12 protein-coding genes, 4 pseudogenes and 1 riboswitch are annotated in these 16,115 nt (G+C 69.8%); of the genes and pseudogenes, 10 read left to right on the top strand and 6 right to left on the bottom strand.

Going from position 1 to position 16,115, the window contains the following annotated elements; genetic code table 11:
• Positions 1–407: 407 nt before the first annotated feature.
• Entirely contained in the window at positions 408–641 is a 234-nt protein-coding gene (locus GQF42_RS46885; RefSeq protein WP_267906129.1) for an SDR family oxidoreductase, read from the bottom strand.
• Between the two features lie 79 nt (positions 642–720).
• A pseudogene (locus tag GQF42_RS46880) lies at positions 721–1,254 on the bottom strand (SDR family oxidoreductase); the annotation flags it as partial.
• A 123-nt stretch (positions 1,255–1,377) separates the two neighbouring features.
• Here GQF42_RS46880 and GQF42_RS45705 point away from each other — a divergent pair.
• From GQF42_RS45705 to GQF42_RS06740, 5 genes and pseudogenes are all read left to right on the top strand, one after another.
• Complete coding sequence (locus GQF42_RS45705) at positions 1,378–2,364, top strand: helix-turn-helix domain-containing protein (protein ID WP_233273270.1); 987 nt, start codon at positions 1,378–1,380, stop codon at positions 2,362–2,364.
• 22 nt (positions 2,365–2,386) lie between these two features.
• Positions 2,387–2,809 carry a short-chain fatty acyl-CoA regulator family protein gene (locus GQF42_RS47625; protein ID WP_199272592.1) on the top strand — a complete coding sequence of 141 codons (423 nt, stop codon included), beginning with the start codon at positions 2,387–2,389 and terminating at the stop codon, positions 2,807–2,809.
• A gap of 285 nt (positions 2,810–3,094) precedes the next feature.
• Positions 3,095–3,922: an FAD binding domain-containing protein gene (locus GQF42_RS06750; RefSeq protein WP_158918585.1), complete on the top strand. Its 828-nt coding sequence runs from the start codon at positions 3,095–3,097 to the stop codon at positions 3,920–3,922.
• Positions 3,919–6,636 (top strand): annotated as a pseudogene (locus GQF42_RS06745) (molybdopterin-dependent oxidoreductase). The gene GQF42_RS06750 and the pseudogene GQF42_RS06745 overlap by 4 nt, the downstream one beginning before the upstream one ends.
• 6 nt (positions 6,637–6,642) lie before the next feature.
• Positions 6,643–7,614, top strand: coding sequence for an antibiotic biosynthesis monooxygenase (locus tag GQF42_RS06740; protein ID WP_158918584.1), 972 nt, complete (start codon positions 6,643–6,645; stop codon positions 7,612–7,614).
• Positions 7,615–7,627: 13 nt separating this feature from the next.
• Here the strand turns inward: GQF42_RS06740 and GQF42_RS06735 are convergent, their stop codons facing one another.
• From GQF42_RS06735 to nicT, 3 genes and pseudogenes are all read right to left on the bottom strand, one after another.
• On the bottom strand, positions 7,628–9,277 hold the full coding sequence (locus tag GQF42_RS06735; RefSeq protein WP_158918582.1) for an allantoin permease: 1,650 nt from the start codon (positions 9,275–9,277) through the stop codon (positions 7,628–7,630).
• A gap of 265 nt (positions 9,278–9,542) precedes the next feature.
• Positions 9,543–9,757 (bottom strand): annotated as a pseudogene (locus GQF42_RS45690) (hypothetical protein); the annotation flags it as partial.
• A 143-nt stretch (positions 9,758–9,900) separates the two neighbouring features.
• Positions 9,901–11,010 carry a Nickel transporter NicT gene (nicT, locus tag GQF42_RS06725; RefSeq protein WP_199272591.1) on the bottom strand — a complete coding sequence of 370 codons (1,110 nt, stop codon included), beginning with the start codon at positions 11,008–11,010 and terminating at the stop codon, positions 9,901–9,903.
• A gap of 27 nt (positions 11,011–11,037) precedes the next feature.
• Positions 11,038–11,226: riboswitch (cobalamin riboswitch) on the bottom strand.
• 79 nt (positions 11,227–11,305) lie between these two features.
• Between nicT and GQF42_RS06720 the strand changes: the two genes are divergently transcribed.
• A complete protein-coding gene (locus tag GQF42_RS06720; protein WP_158918580.1) occupies positions 11,306–11,743 on the top strand; it encodes an ArsR/SmtB family transcription factor in 438 nt (145 codons plus the stop codon).
• Between the two features lie 214 nt (positions 11,744–11,957).
• Here the strand turns inward: GQF42_RS06720 and GQF42_RS45685 are convergent.
• A pseudogene (locus GQF42_RS45685) lies at positions 11,958–12,245 on the bottom strand (alpha/beta fold hydrolase); the annotation flags it as partial.
• Between the two features lie 77 nt (positions 12,246–12,322).
• On the opposite strand from GQF42_RS45685, the gene GQF42_RS06710 reads away from it, so the two are divergent.
• From GQF42_RS06710 to GQF42_RS06695, 4 genes are all read left to right on the top strand, one after another.
• Positions 12,323–12,895 carry a CGNR zinc finger domain-containing protein gene (locus GQF42_RS06710; protein ID WP_158918578.1) on the top strand — a complete coding sequence of 191 codons (573 nt, stop codon included), beginning with the start codon at positions 12,323–12,325 and terminating at the stop codon, positions 12,893–12,895.
• A 176-nt stretch (positions 12,896–13,071) separates the two neighbouring features.
• Complete coding sequence (locus tag GQF42_RS06705) at positions 13,072–14,844, top strand: MOSC and FAD-binding oxidoreductase domain-containing protein (RefSeq protein ID WP_158918576.1); 1,773 nt, start codon at positions 13,072–13,074, stop codon at positions 14,842–14,844.
• Positions 14,845–15,063: 219 nt separating this feature from the next.
• Positions 15,064–15,840, top strand: coding sequence for an alpha/beta hydrolase (locus tag GQF42_RS06700; RefSeq protein WP_158929852.1), 777 nt, complete (start codon positions 15,064–15,066; stop codon positions 15,838–15,840).
• A 50-nt stretch (positions 15,841–15,890) separates the two neighbouring features.
• A complete protein-coding gene (locus tag GQF42_RS06695; RefSeq protein ID WP_158918574.1) occupies positions 15,891–16,097 on the top strand; it encodes a hypothetical protein in 207 nt (68 codons plus the stop codon).
• The last annotated feature ends 18 nt before the right edge of the window (positions 16,098–16,115 follow it).

Here is a 16,115-nt window from a genome sequence, read left to right as displayed (position 1 = left end):
CGAGGCCGTCCCGCCGCAGCGCATGGCAGCGCTGCTCACCGACCTCGACCGTATCGCGGCAGCCCTGGAGGAATGACCCGCCAACCTGCGAGGTGCCCCATGGCGACGGCCGGGTGCTCGCCCGCGACGCCTCGTCCTCCACGGGCCGCCGGGTTCACCAGGCCCACGACCTCGATGACGCCCGGTGCTCAAGAGACCGTCTCGTCCGGCCGTGCCGGCGGTCTGCGTGTCGATGGCCGAACGTCTGGTTGCTCCGGCTGGGCGGCGGAGGATGCGCGTGGCCGCTTCAGGCACGCAACCGGGCTGGTGCGGCGCTCGATGTCCGGCATCAGGCGCCATGTCCGCCCTCAACGAGTCGCTGTGACCGGCAAGTTCGGCAGATGTCGCCGTCGGCGGCGGATGTGGTGTCAGACGTCCGCTCGGTACAGATCGCTCTGGCCGTTCGACGCGGTCAGGCCGCCGTCCACGGGAAGGTGCACCCCGTTCAGGTACGCCGCGTCAGGACCGGTGAGAAAGGCCACGGCGGCGGCGACCTCGGCCGGCTCCGCGGGCCGGCCCATGGGTACGCGATCCACGAAGCGCTGATGCAGCGAGGTGCCCTCGGCGAGTGCGTCGCGCAGGAACTGGCTGCTGAGTGTCACACCCGGGTGGACGGCGTTGTGGGTGGACGGCGTTGACCCGGATCTCCCGGCCGTGGTCCAGCGCCATCGCGTTGGTCAGGTTCACCAGTGCGCCTTTGGTCATGTCGTAGGCGGCCTGGCCCCAGTCACCGCGCAGGCCGCCGACCGACCCGACGTTGACGATGCAGCCACGTACCGCCCGCAGATGGGGCAGGGCGGCTCGCGAGGCGAAGAAGGCGCCGTCGATGTTGGTGCCCATCATGGTCCGGTAGTCCTCCGGATCTATCTGTTCGACGGTGCCGGGGATCGCCACGCCCGCGTTGTTGACCAGGACGTCCAAGCGGCCGAACCGCTCGGCGACGGCGTTCATGACCGCGCTGATGGCGGCCGGGTCCGAGACGTCCGCGACCCACGGACGCATGTCCGCGCCCTCCGGTCCCTCGTGCGCGGTCCGCCGCAACGTCGCCTCGGTGCGGCCCACGAGCGCCACCCTGTACCCGTCGGCGGCGAACCGGTACGCGGTCGCGGCGCCGATGCCGGAGCCCGCACCCGTGACGACCGCTACGCGGCCGGAATGCTGATCGTTCACAAGATCCTCGTCTTCTCGCGGAGCCAGGCCGCGGCAGCCCGGCATTGCCCCCCTCGCAGGACCGTAGAAAACTCGGCACGGTGCGCGCTTGGACCACGGCGCCGTCCGGATGGGACATCAACGCCACGCGACAGCGGCGGACCAACGAACACGAGGTGTGGACCGGCCATGAAGAGTGCCGAAGCCGAAGGTGCCCGGGCAGGCGGGGCGTTCCGCCTGGACTCCACGACCCCTGGCGCCGTACCTCGGGCGTTCGACGCCTTTCGGAGCGGGTGGCAGACGCAGGTCGGCGACGGCTTCCCGCTGCCGGCCTTCAGCCGGGCCACGATCGACGACTTCCGGGTCAGAACCCGGGCCACCACGGTGGGCGACGCGGCGATCACCGACATCGAGGGTGCGTCGGCCATCCGGACGGCGGGCACTGCGGGCGGCGTCGAGGACCAGGTGCGGCTGTATGCGGTGTACCGGGGTGCGTGGACGCTGGGCGGCGCCCGCGACGGCGTCGAACACACCGTGTCGGCCGGGCAGTTCCTCCTCCGGCATGTCGGGCGGCCCTCGCACTTCGAGACGGCGCCCGGCACGACGGCCCGGGTGATCGTCCTGCCCGCCGCCATGCTCACCCCACTGCTCGGGGACCGGGTCGTCACCGGTCCCGCGGACTTGGCCGAGGTGCGCCTGCTGGTGTCGCACGCCAACATGATCCACGCGACCATGGCCGACCTCGGCGCGGCCGGAGTCCGAGCCGCCCGCGGCGCTCTGCTCGAACTGGCCAAGGCGGTGGCCGGGCGGGGCTTCGACGACGCGGAGCCCCGGCTGGCTCCCGTGCTCGCCCAGGCCGCCAAGGACCTCGCCGACGGCATGCTCGCCGACTCCGGGCTTTCTCCGGCGCTGCTGGCGCGCCAACTGAACGTCTCCGTACGCACCCTGCACCGGGCATTCGCGGCGACAGGCGAGTCGGTGGCCTCCTACATCCGACGCCGACGCATGGAAGAAGCCCGGCTCGCCCTCACCGCTCCGGCCGGCTCGCTGAGCGTCTCCGAACTCGCCGCCCACTGGCAGTTCGCCGACAGCAGCCACTTCATCCGCACCTTCAAGAAGCGGTACGGCAGGACACCGACCGAGTACGCCCGCTGGGCCAGGTCGGCCAGAGGCTGAACCCTTTGCGGCGCACGAGTCGGTGCCGGCGCCGGAGGTGCTGCGAGAGGGGATCCGGGACCTCTTCCACCGCAGCCGGAACCACCGGCACGAGACCGACCTCGCCGCCGAGCGTCTGGCCGAGGGAACCGGCATCCGGCCGGGTGAGGTGACAGGCGCCCTCACCGCGAGACCTGCCGAGGCACCCGGCACCCGGCACCCGTCTGGCCGCCGAGCCTGGCGACCGGATGCACCACTACGACGGGAGAAGCCGCAGCCTCCATCCGTCCTCGCGACACGGCAGTCCGCGACCGGATTCCGGTTCTCCCGCGCCGGTGGCACTTGCCCGCTGTGGAGCGTCTACGACACCGCGAGCCGCGCCCCCGCTCGGCCGTCAGCTGCTCATCGACCAGAACCGCAGCACGTTTGTCCCGTACCGGTCGAGGACGGCGGTGGGTCCAGGTGATCGGGGTGGGCGGGGGACATCGGTATCGATATCTTCCGGCCCAGGAGCGCTTCATCGGTTACGGTCCGCGGTGAACCGACTACTTCCAGTTGTCCTCGGCCGGGCCCTCACCCGCACGCTGCGATACGCTGTAACGAGAGTGTCCGTGCCCGCCGGTACCTCGCGGCCCAGCCGCCCGGACGGCGCATGGTGGCCCACATTTGCTCGGCCGGCGGGAACCCAACTCCAGCAGTGCCGGGGGACAGTTGTCCTCCCGTAGGCCCGTTCTCCCGTAGGTCGGTTTCCATGGACCTCAACACCATCACCGAAGTGATCCGGCGACCGTCCGAGCAGCCAGGCACGGACTGGCACGAGGGCGACGCCTGGCTCGCGGGCGGGACATGGCTCTACTCCACGGAGCAGCCCGACCTGCGACGGCTGATCGACCTGACGGCGTTGCGTTGGGAGCCCCTTGTCCCGACGGACCAGGGCCTGGAGATCAGTGCCACATGCACCATCCGCGACCTGTACGCCTTCTCGTGCCCGGTGGACTGGACCGCCGGAATTCTCTTCCGGAAGAGCTGTGAGGCATTGCTGTCCTCGTTCAAGGTGTGGAACGCGGCGACCGTCGGCGGAAACATCTGCATGTCCCTGCCCGCAGGCCCGATGATCACGCTGACCGTCGCGCTCGAGGCGCAGTACGAACTGTGGGCACCCGACGGCTCCGTGCGCCTCGTCGACGCCGTCGACTTCGTCACGGGCGACCACCGCAACGTTCTCGCCCCCGGGGAGATCCTCCGCCGCATCACCATTCCGGAGCGCGCGCTGCGCAGGCGCACCGCGCACCGTCGCTTCACGCTGACCCGGCTCGGCCGTTCGACGGTGTTCCTCGTCGGCACGCAACGGCTGGGAGCGAACGACCTGTTGCTCACCGTCACGGCAGGCACCACCCGGCCGGTGCGTCTCGCCTTCGACTCCCTGCCCGATGTGCGCACCCTGCGGCAGAGCATCGATGCCCTGCCGGACGACGTCTGGTTCGCCGACCCCAACGGGACCCCCGACCACCGCCGGCATCTGACACGGCACTTCGCCGAAGAGATCTGCCGCGAACTCACGGCTGGGGACCTGGCATGAGCTACCGCGTGAACGGCAGGGAATTCGACCGGGAGCCGGCCCCCGGTCAGTGCCTGCGCACCTTCCTGCGCGAACTCGGCCACTTCGGCGTCAAGAAGGGGTGCGACGCGGGCGACTGCGGCGCCTGCACGGTATGGCTGGACGGGACGCCGGTACACAGCTGCATCACCCCCGCGTTCCGCGCGGACGGCCGGGAGGTGACGACGATCGAGGGCCTCGGACGGCCCGGCGCCCCGCATCCCGTGCAACGGCAGTTCGAGGACGCCCCGGGGTTCCAGTGCGGTTTCTGCACCGCGGGGATGATCATGACGGCGGCGACCTTCACCGAGGACCAGAAGGCGGATCTGCCACGGGCGTTGAAGGGCAACCTCTGCCGCTGCACCGGATACCGGGCGATCGAGGACGCCGTGAAGGGCGTCGGCGCGGTGGAGACCGCGGCAGCGGGCAAGGCCGTCGGGACGAGCGTCGGCGCGCCCGCGGGCCACGACGTGGTGACGGGGCACGCCGAGTTCACCATGGACACCCACATCGACGGACTGCTGCACCTCAAGATGCTGCACTCACCCCACGCGCACGCCCGGATCCTCTCGATCGACAAGAGCGCCGCCCTCGCGGTGCCCGGCGTGCACCGGGTCTACACCTGGCAGGACGTACCCCGCAGACGCTTCACCACGGCGATCCACACCGACCACCTGGTCGACCCGGACGACACCTGAATACTCGACGACACGGTCCGCTTCGCCGGTCAGCGCGTCGCCGCGGTCCTGGCCGACACGGTCGGGGCGGCCGAGGAGGGCTGCCGGCGTCTCGCGGTGGAGTACGAGGTGCTGCCGGCGGTGTTCGACCCCGAGGCCGCGATGGCCGACGGCGCACCCCCGCTGCACGGCTCCGACGATCCGTTCGTCCGCGACCCCGTCCACAACATCCTGCTCGAACTCCACTCGCACATCGGCGACGTCGGCGCGGGATTCGCCGCGGCCGACGTGATCCACGAGGGCACCTACGTCTCACCGCGGGTGCAGCACGTGCATCTGGAGACCCACGGCTCGATCGCCTGGATGGAGGACGGGCGGCTGACCGTCCGCACCAGTTCGCAGTCACCGTCGATCGCGAAGGTCAAACTGGAGTACCTGTTCGCGCTGCGTCCGGACCGGCTGAGGGTGTTCTGCAAACGCGTCGGCGGCGGATTCGGCGGCAAGCAGGAGGTGATCACGGAGGACCTGGTCGCGCTCGCCACCCTGGACACCGGGCGGCCCACCTGCCTCGAGTACACCCGTGAGGAGGAGTTCACCACGGCCTCGCCACGGCACCCGATGACCCTGACGGTCAAGCTCGGCGCAAAGGCCGACGGAACGCTCACCGCCATCCAGGTACGCAACGTGTCGAACACCGGCGCCTACGGCAACCACGGCGGCGAAACGCTGTACGCGGGCGGAGCCGCCGTCATGATCTACCGCTGCCCCAACAAGAAGTACGACGCGTACTCCGTCTACACGAACAGCGTGCCGAGCGGTGCCCTGCGCGGCTACGGGATGACGCAGCCCGCGTTCGCCGTGGAGTCGGCGATGGACGAACTGGCCCGCGCCCTGCACATCGACCCGTTGGAACTGCGCCGACGCAACATCGTGCGGCCGGGCGAGCCCCTGGTCGCTCTGCACGACGGTCCCGACGACGTGATCTTCACCGAGGACGGACTCGCCGGCTGCATCGACCTGGTGGACGACGCCCTGGCCCGCACGGCCGACCTGCCCCCTCCCGGTCCGGAGTGGCTCGTCGGAGCCGGCGTGGCGAGTTCCCTGCACGAGACCGCGCCTCCGACGGAACACCTCTCCGAGGCCTGGATCACCCTGGGCGACGATCTCATCTACGAACTGGCCGTCGGGACCGCCGAGTTCGGGGAGGGAACCTCCACGGCCCATGTCCAGATCGCGGCCGGCCAGCTGGGTACGACGCCGTCGCGGATCCGTCTGGTGCAGTCCGACACCGACCGCACGGGATTCGACACCGGTGCCTTCGCGAGCGCGGGCCTCTTCGTGGCGGGCAACGCGGTCCTGCGGGCGGCCAACGCCGTACGCGACCGTATCCTGGAGTTCGCCGCGGCGTACACGGGCGTCCATGTCGTGATGTGCGCGATGGACGACGACGGTGTCGTCTGCGGGGACCGGCGGGTGTCGCTGGCCGAACTCGTCGCCCTGGCCCGGACGCGCGGAATCCGGTTCACCGCAGCACGCAAGGCGTACGGCTCGCCCCGGAGCGTCACCTCCAACACGCAGGGCTTCCGGGTAGCCGTGCACCGCGTGACGGGCGAGATACGGATCCTCTACAGCGTGCAGGCGGCGGACGCCGGAGTGATCATCAACCCGGCCCAGGTCAGAGGTCAGGTGGAGGGCGGGGTCGCCCAGGGGATCGGCTTCGCGCTGACCGAGAACCATCACGTCGACGACAGCGGCGTCATGGCCAACCCGAACCTCAGGAACTATCGCATCCCCGCCTACGCCGACATCCCCCGTACCGAGGTCCTCCTGGTGGGCTCGGCGGACTCGGTGGGGCCCATGCACGCGAAGGGGATGGCCGAGTGCTGCATCAACCCGGTGGCCCCCGCGTTCGCGAACGCGGTGCACGACGCCACGGGCGTCCGCTACCGGGCGTTGCCGCTGACTCCGGAACGCATTTACGGCCGACTCCCCGCGGAGCAGTCGCTGTCGACAGGGTGAGCCACCATGAACACCCAGAAGAACGTAGCCGCCGCGGCGACGGCGATCATCGGACAGAACGTCCTGCCCGGGATGGACCGGGAGTTCGAGGCGTGGCAGGAGGACCTCAACGCCGCGGCCGCCTCCTACCCCGGTTTCCTCGGCGCCGAGATCTCCCCGCCGACGCCTCTGCAACCCGACTGGGTCATCGTGTACCGGTTCGACTCGGTGGCGCATCTGCAGGCGTGGATCAACAGCGCGACCAGGCAGACGTATCTCGACGTCGGCGCCAAGTACTTCGACGGTCCGGCGACCCAGCAGGTGGTCAGCAGCGGCACCCAGTCACTGGATCCGCTGGTGACCGTGGTGGTCACCCACCTCGTCCCGCCGAGCCAGGTCGACGACTTCCTCGCCTGGCAGCACCGCCTGGTCCAGGAGGAGAGCAAGTTCGAGGGGTTTCGCGGGAGCGAGCTGTTCCGCCCCATCGAGGGGCTCCAGGAGGAATGGACCACGTTGTACCGCTACGACACCGCCGAGCATCTCGACGCCTGGCTGACGTCGCCCAGGCGGCAGGAGGTCCTGGCCGAGGGCGAGAAGTTCAGCGACTTCAAACTGCATACGATCGACAACTCGTTCGGCAGCTGGTTCGCCTTCGGGGGCGAGGGCAAGGAGGCACCGCCGCCCCCCTCGGAGACCAGGACCTCCCTCGCCGTCTGGGTCGGCCTGTACCCGACCGTCGTACTGCTCACGCTCGCCCTGTCCCCGCTGCACCTGCGGCTCTGGATCGGCCTGCTCGTGGGCAACCTGCTGTCGAGCTTCATCATGACTTTCCTGACCATGCCCCACTACGTGAACCCGCTGCTCGGGCGATGGCTGCGGCCACCGCCGGACGCACCGGCGAGGGCCACCCTGCGAGGCATCGGTGTCGTCGCGGTGACGATGGCCTTCTGGGCCGCCGTCTTCTACCTCGTCACGGTCCGGTTGTGGACGCTGCCCTGACAGGCGAGCGAAGTCACCCGGTGGCCGGCAGCACATGGTCGCCGACCCGGTCCGTGCTCAGGCACAGGGAACAGACGACCGCGTCGTGGGTGGCGCAGGCGGTCAGATCCGGGCGTTCGTACGGTTGATGGCAGACGTGGCAGTCGAGAGTGACCGCGCTCGGGTTGCCGGTCTCGTCGAGGAGTGGCTCGCTGATGCCGTCGTCTGTGCGACGGAGGTAGTACCTGCCCTGGGTGACGAGGGCCATCAGCGGGGTCAGGACGAACGCGATGACGGCGGCGGCCACGGGGGAGTACGGCTGCAGGGCGTGCCCCAGTACCCGGAAATACAGGGCGATGGACAGGCCGGAGGCGGCGACGAAGGCAACCACGCCGACGGGGTTGACGGCGTAGAGCATGCCGCGGCGGAACTCCGGCCGCAGCGGGGACAGCTTGAGCAGGTACTTGTTGACGCCGATGTCGGTCGCCACCGTGACCACCCAGGCGATCGCGCAGTTCGAGTAGAAGCCGAGGACGCTGTTGAGGAAGCTGAACATGTCGGCTTCCATCAGGGCCAGCGCAAACCCGAGGTTGACCAGGACGAAGACCATGCGGCCCGGGTAGTGCCTGGTCACGCGGGTGAAGGAGTTCGTCCACGCCAGCGAACCGGAGTACGCGTTCGTCACATTGATCTTGATCTGGCTGATGACCACCAGGGCCACGGCCAGCGGGACCACCATCCAGGACGGCATCATCGCGTCGAAGGCGCCGCGGAACTGCTGGATCGGCTCCGTCGCGGCGGCCGGACCGACCTTCGCGAGAATGTAGACGGCGAGGAAGACACCGATGGCCTGCTTGAGCGCGCCGAGCACCACCCAGCCGGGGCCGGCCATGATCACGGCCGTCCACCAACTTTGCCTGTTCGCCTCGGACTTGGGCGGCATGAAGCGCAGATAGTCGATCTGCTCGCCGATCTGCGCGATCAGCGACAGGCATACGCCTGCGCCGAGGAGGACCGGCGCGGCGTGGATACCGCCGTCGCCGTCGGTGCCGGCGTAGGAGAGGAAGCGGTCGACCGTGCCGGGGTCGGTGGCGACCAGGTAGACCAGCGGGCCGATCATCAGCAGCAGCCAGATCGGCGTCGTCCACACCTGGAGCTTGCTGAGTGCCTTCATGCCGTAGATCACCAGGGGGATGACCATGAGGGTGGAGACCAAGTAGCCCAGCCACAGCGGCAGTCCGAGGCCGAGCCTGAGGCCCTGGGCCATGATCGAGCCTTCGAGGGCGAAGAAGATGAAGGTGAAGCTGGCGAAGATGACGCTGGTCAGCACGGAGCCGTAGTAGCCGAAGCCGGAGCCGCGCGTGATCAGGTCGAGGTCGATGTTGTAGCGGGCGCCGTAGTATGCCAGCGGAAAGCCGGTGACGAAAATGACGACGGCGGCCACCGCGATCGCCACGAGCGCGTTGCCGGTGCCGTGTGCCAGGCCGATGCCGGCGCCGATGGAGAAGTCGGCCATGTAGGCGATGCCGCCGAGCGCGGTCGTCGCCACGACCATGGGGGTCCAGCGACGGTAACTGCGGGGAGCGAAACGGAGGGTGTAGTCCTCCAGCGTCTCCCTGACCGCCTGGTCCCCGGCGGCCTTCGTCGTGCCTGCCGCCTGGGGTCGTGACTCGGTGGTACTCATGCCGCGCCTCCCGATGACGCTGGTGCGGATGCCTCGGTGAAGGGAAGAACCCCGCTTGGCGTCGTCGGCAGGACGGGGGAGCCGACGGCCCGTCATACGCCGCGAACAGCCGTCCGTACGGTTCATCCCATGGCCGGTCACGCTAGGAAGCGGTTGTTACCGTCGGTTCCCGCCGTCGTGAACGCGAAGTTGCCGAGAACTCACCTGCCTTCTCGCGGACGTTGTTCGGGGGCCGGTGGGCGGACGCCGCCCGAACGAGCCGGGCCGGGCCGTGTTCGAGTGTGTCGGCGGCGACGTGGCCGGCGACGTGGTGGACGCCGTGGAGCGGGACGTGCAGCGCGCAGGCGCCCCCTTCGCCGCGGCAAGTCCGATCTGGAGCGGGCCGGACAGGCCCGCACCGTTGGTCACCGCCACCGCCACCGCCACCGCCACCGCCACCGCCGCCGCCACCACGCCGATGCCGGGCGGCCGGAGCCCCGCGTCCGCCCGGGTCGGCAGGGGCGCGACTCATCCTTCCCGGGCAGGTGGTACGAGGGAAGGCTCCCGCGAGGAAGGTGCTCGGGGGAGCCTTGCGGCTGTCGGGCCGCTCCGGGACGCCGGCTGCGGCGCCGGTCGCCGTGCTGTCAGCCGGCGTCCAGGGTGCGGGCGCGCCAGCGCTCCTCGACCTTGGCCAGGCGCCAGTAGCCGATGGCCACGGCCCAGACGACCACGAACAGTCCGACGATGACATAGCCGACGTTGTCCAGGTTCAGGCCGGCGATCCAGCTGGTGACGTCGTCGTTCAGGCCGAGCTTGTCGTGCAGGACGCCGACCAGTTCGATGGTGCCGACGAAGAAGGCGACGGCGATGGACAGGCCGGTGATGGTGAGGTTGTAGAAGACCTTGCGGACGGGGTTCGAGAACGCCCACTGGTAGGCGAAGTTCATGAACGTGCCGTCCAGGGTGTCGAACAGACTCATGCCCGCCGCGAAAAGCAGAGGCAGGCACAGGACCGCGTACCAGGGCAGGCCGGCGGCGGCGCCGTTGCCGGCCAGGGCGAGGAGCAGGACCTCGGTCGAGGTGTCGAAGCCGATACCGAAGAGGAAGCCGAGGGGGAACATCTGGCCGGGGCGGCGGATGGACTTGGTGAACCGGCCCAGGATGCGGTTCATGAAGCCGCGCGAGTCGAGGTGGGCCTCCAGCTCCGTCTCGTCGTAGCGTCCGGCGCGCATGGCCTTGAAGACGCGCATGATGCCGAACAGCGCGACGAGGTTGAGGGCGGCGATGAGGTACAGGAAGCTGCCGGAGACCGTGGTGCCCACGGTGCCGAGAACCTGGTGGGTCCGGGAGCCGTCGTTCATCAGCGTGCCGGCGAGTTTGGCGCCGCCGGCCACCAGCGCGGCCATGACGACCACCACACTGGAGTGCCCGAGCGCGAACCAGAAGCCCACCGACACCGGCCGCTTGCCGTCGGCCATCAGCTTGCGGGTGGTGTTGTCGATCGCGGCGATGTGGTCGGCGTCGAAGGCGTGCCGCATGCCGAGGGTGTAGGCCGTGATGCCCAGACCGATGCCGAACGCCTTGGTACCCACCTCGTAGTGACGCGGGACCACGAGCAGGAACAGGATCCCGAACGCCAGCACGTGCAGTGCGACGATCACGGCCAGCAGGCCGGCGGTTCGTACGGTGTCCTCGCGACGCCAGTGGAAGGACGGGGCGGCGTCGGTTTCGGGCACGCCTGGGGACACGGTCATACAGTCACGCTCCAGCACCTCGTGGATCAGCTTCGTGATGCCGTGGCCGGTCTCCTGGCTGACGGGTCGACGCGCCCACCCCTGCCTTCCCGGCCGTGAGGCCAGTGGCAACGCATGAGGTGGGAACTCCCCGATCACAGTGGCGAGGGCCGCTCCGGACTGAGCCCCTGAGGGCTGTCACCGGTCTTCCCGAACACCACGGCCTGCCCACCCTAAGAGGCCGTGGCGTATGGCTGCAAGGCTGCACAACTGCTCAGGTATGGAGCGGATCGAGGGCGGCTGCGATGATGAGCCCATGCATCTCGTCCCCGCGGAACGCGCCGGGCAGCGGACCATCGACGGTCACCGGGTCTGCGACGCCATCGCCGCCGTCGGCGAGCCCGAGCGCGTACGCGCCTGGGCCGAGCGCTTCTCCCTGCTCTCCGACCCCGGACGTCTGTCCTTGCTGCTCGCCCTGCAGGAAGCCGGCCCCATCGCGGTCTCCGACCTCGCCCTGGCGACCGGCATGAGGGACACCGCCGTCTCCCAGGCTCTCCGTCTCCTGCGGACCGCCGGCATCGTCGAGGGCGAGAAGGACGGCCGGATCGTGCGCTACCGGCTGGTCGACGGCCCGATTTCCGCGCTGCTGAAACACTGCACGTCCCAAGGCGCGGACACTGACGGCTCCTTGACTCCTGAGACCGCAGGGCCGTCGTGGGCGGCAGCGCCGCCTTCGCCGGATGCCGGCCCCTGACGAGGAGTTCTTCGCGCTGTTGGACCTGCATGCGCAGCAAGTGAGCGCTGTCGACGAAGCCGAGCACCGCTGGTACCTGCCGTCCACCCGGTTCACCCGGTGCGCGATCCACCCATGGTGGGTTCCTTCCGGTGCGGGGTACGCGGGTCGCCGTACCCCGGATGGGTTTCTGGCGGACGAGACGGACCACGCAACCGCCCCGCTGCCCTGTGCGTCAGGCGAGGACGCGGGCGAGGAAGGCGCGGATGTGCTCGGTGACGGTCTGCAGATGGCTCTCCAGGGCGAAGTGCCCGGAGTCCAGCAGGTGGATCTCGGCCTCGGGCAGGTCCTGGCGGAACGCCTCGGCGCCCTCGGGACCGAAGATCTCGTCGTTCGCTCCCCAGACCGCCGGCAGGGGGACCTGGGAGTCGCGGAAGAGCCTGAGCTGGATCTCGTTGTTTCCGGGGCGGTCCAGCAGCGCTTGGTCGTGGACCCAGTTGTCGGGGCTGGACCAGGCTCGATCTAACCTGTCAACGATATTTCATAGGTTATATTGGGGGTGGCGTGTCAAGCGCCCCGGATCGGTGAGGGGGTGCGAGGGTGACCGACCGAGAACAGCAGGACGTGCTGCTGGGGCTGCTCAACAGCACGCCAGTGGTCAACGGCGCCGTCCAGGCCCGGCTGGCGGATCCGGAAGCGGCCGGATTCTGGCAGTGGGTCCACAGCGGCAGTGGCACCGCGGACGAGCGCCGCAGCCTCGTGCAGGCGCGCGACGCCCACCAGGGCGTGGTGCGCGGCAGGCGCCCCGCCGCGTCGCCGGCTCCGCTCCTGGAAGACGTCACCTCCCGCCCGTATCTCTCGCCCGCGGGGGTGTCCTGGCAGGTGGACGCCCCCGCGGAGCGCCGGATGGCGGTGGAAGCCGTGCTGGCGTGGAGCGTGCTCCAGCAGGCGACCCCCGGCCGGCTCCGGCCGTGCGCCAACCCGGAGTGCCGACGGTTCCTCATCGACCGCAGCAAGACCGACAACGCCCGCTGGTGTTCGATGGCCGTCTGCGGCAACCGCATGAAGGCGAGGCGCCACTACCGGCGCACGCGCGCCGCGCACCGCGCTCGATCTCCCCGAACAATCCAATTGGTCGGGGAGATCAATTCGACGATGCCCATCCCCCGGTAATGTCAATTCCTCGGCGATGCGATTGCCCCGGCAATTCCGCAAGGAAATCGGCGAATACACAGGCCTTGGGATCGCGGAATCGCGGTGGCACCGGCGGGGAACTAGGATCGGCCCCGGTGCACAGTGACAGCGCCGGGAGGGGCCGCGCCGGTCGGCCGCTCCGCAGGAGGTCCGCGATGGCGACGCTGCTGTCCGTCAACGTAGGGATGCCCAAGGACGTCTCCTGGCAGGGACGTACCGTCCGCACCGGAGCCTGGAAGGCCCCCGTCCAGGGCCCCCGTATGGTCCGGCGGCTCAACGTCGACGGAGACGGTCAGGGAGATCTGGCCGGGCACGGCGGCGACATCCGTGCGGTCCTCGTCTACCAGCTGCAGTCCTATCAGTACTGGCAAGAACGGCTCCGCCGCGACGACCTGACGTTCGGCAGCTTCGGGGAGAACTTCACCGTCGACGGCCTGCCCGACGACGAGGTGTGCATCGGCGACCGGTACCGCATCGGCGAAGCCGAATTCGAAGTCACCCAGCCCCGCGTCACCTGCTACCGCGTCGGTATGCGCCTGGGCGAACCCGGCATGGCCACATTGCTGGTCGCCCATCACCGCCCGGGTTTCTACCTGCGCGTCATCACCGAGGGGCATGTCCAGGCCGGTGACGAGATCACCCTCACCCGCAAGGGTCCGGAAGAACTCAGCGTCGCCGACACCGACGCGCTGCTCTACCTTCCCGACCGTGACCCCGCGAAGCTGGGCAAAGCGCTGAACATCCCCGCCCTCAGCCCTGGATGGCAGCAGTCCTTCCGCGAACTCGCCGCCGCGCAGCAGCCGAAGCAGCAACCGGGCCGGCCGGGCGAACGCGCCGGCGCGCGACAGTCCAGCCAGGAGCCGGGCCGGCCGGGCTGGCCGGGCTTCAAGGCCATGCGCGTTGCCCGCATCGTCCCCGAGACCCCCTCGGTCCTGTCGGTCTACCTCGACGCCGCCGACGACTCCCCGCTGCCCGAGGCTCGCCCGGGCCAGTACCTCTCCATCCGCCTCGCCGTGGGCGACGCCGCCCCCGCGACGCGCAGCTACTCCCTGTCCTGTGCCCCCACGGCCGGCAGCTACCGCATCAGCGTCAAGCGTGAGCCGCACGGGACCGTCAGCGGCTACATCCACGCCACGCTCCGCCCCGGAGACCTCGTGGACATCGCAAGCCCCCGCGGAACGTTCGTACTCGAAGAAGGCATCCGCCCGATCGTGCTCGTCTCCGCAGGGATCGGGGCCACTCCCGTGCTCGCCATGCTCCACCGACTCGCCGCCGTCCGGGACCCACGCCTCCTCTGGTGGATCCACGCCGCCCACGACCGCGCCCACCACGTCTTCGCGGACGAGGCGCACACCCTGGTGGCTCAACTCCCCAACGCCCACGAGCACATCTACTACACCGCCGAAGCCGCCCCACTCCCCGACGATCCCCAGGTCACCCATGGCCGTCCGACCGCTTCCTCGCTCGCGGCCCTCAACATCCCCGTCGACGCCGACGCCTACCTCTGCGGCCCACCCGCCTTCATGAACGATCTCGGCGGCTTCCTGCGCGATCGCGGCCTGAGCCCCGAGCGGATCCGTACGGAACAGTTCAGCGCCCTTCCCGCCGTCAACCCCGGTGTCACGACCACCGCCACCGGCCGGCCGCACCGGCCTCCCGGCCCACCGGGCACCGGCCCCCTCGTCACCTTCGCCCGCAGCGGCATCACCACGCCCTGGTCACCTGCGCACGCTTCACTCCTGGAGCTGGCCGAAGCCTGCGACATCCCCACGCGCTGGTCCTGCCGCACCGGCGTCTGCCACACCTGCGTCACCCACCTCGTGGCGGGCGGCATCACCTACTCCACCCCACCGCTCGAACCGCCCGAGGCCGGCACCGTCCTCGTCTGCTGCAGCACACCGACCACCGAAGTCGTCCTCGACCTCTAGGAGGCCGGCAACTCGGCTTGACAAGTGTGTGGTTGTACGAGTCCACGTGTGCGGCGAGGGCGACCGCGGACGAGAGCCTGCGCCATCCCACCGCTCTCGCCGCCTCCGCGTACGGAAGGCCTCCCGCGCGTGATCGCCCGGCAGTGAAGTGCGCACTCTCATCACCCTCTGGTAAATTGTCCTACTAAGGGTAAATTGCCTGCTGTTGGGACGGTGACCATGGTGATCGGCCGGCGTCGGTTCTCCGCCCTGGGCGCGGGAGTGGCGGCGGCCACTCTGTCCGGAGCCCCGGTGGCCCGGGCGGCACGCAGCGGCGGCAAGCCCGCGGTGCGCAACGTCGTACTCGTGCACGGCGCGTACGCGGACGGCTCTTCCTGGTCGAAGGTCATCCCCTTGCTGCAAGGGGCGGGAATGAACGTCATCGCGGTGCAGAACCCGCTCACCTCTCTCGCCGCCGACGCCGCCGCCACGAAGTTCGCGCTTTCCCGCCAGGACGGGCCCACGGTCCTGGTCGCGCATTCCTACGGCGGCACGGTCATCTCCGAGGTCGGACTCGCCCCCCAGGTCGCCGGGCTCGTCTACGTCGCCGCGCGCGCCCCGGACGCCGGCGAGGACTTCGCGGCGCTCTCCGCGAAGTTCCCCACCCCTGCAGTCGCCTCAGGGATCATCACCTCGGACGGCTTCAAGTACCTGAGCCGCTCGGCATTCCTCCGGGACTTCGCGAACGGCGTGCCGCGGGCGCAGGCCCTCGAGCTCTACACCGTCCAAGGCCCGCTCGCCACCGCCGCGCCCACCACGAGCGTCGCCGCCTGGCGCAACAAGCCGTCCTGGTACGCGGTCTCGAAGAACGACCGCACCATCAACCCCGAGCTGGAGCGCTTCATGGCGCGGCGGATGAAGGCCACGACCGTCGAGGTCGACTCGGGCCACCTGTCGCTCGTGACGCACCCGGAAGTGATCGGTCGGCTCATTCTGCAAGCAGCCGCAGCGAGTTGACGGTAAGTCAGGCTGGGTCGGGCGGTCCGGACCCCACCACCCGGCAGGGGATGTGGCTGCCGGAGGTGGAGGTGCTGACCGAACTGGCCCATCCGGTGGGCCGGTTCGTCGTACCCGGCATGTACGGAGGCTTCAGGATCGGCCTCGTCGGCACCGAGTTGATCGTGCGCACCTGGATCCGCGTCGTCGACGGCTCGGAGCGGACGGACACGGTGACCGTCGACGGGGTGAGCATCCAGGAGGGCGGGCGGCTGTGACGTCAGACGGCGACATTC

Source organism: Streptomyces broussonetiae (genome assembly GCF_009796285.1).
In the GTDB taxonomy this organism is placed as follows: Bacteria; Actinomycetota; Actinomycetes; order Streptomycetales; family Streptomycetaceae; genus Streptomyces; species Streptomyces broussonetiae.
Note: the sequence above shows the minus strand (reverse complement) of the source record. Positions and strands in the feature narration are given on the sequence as shown.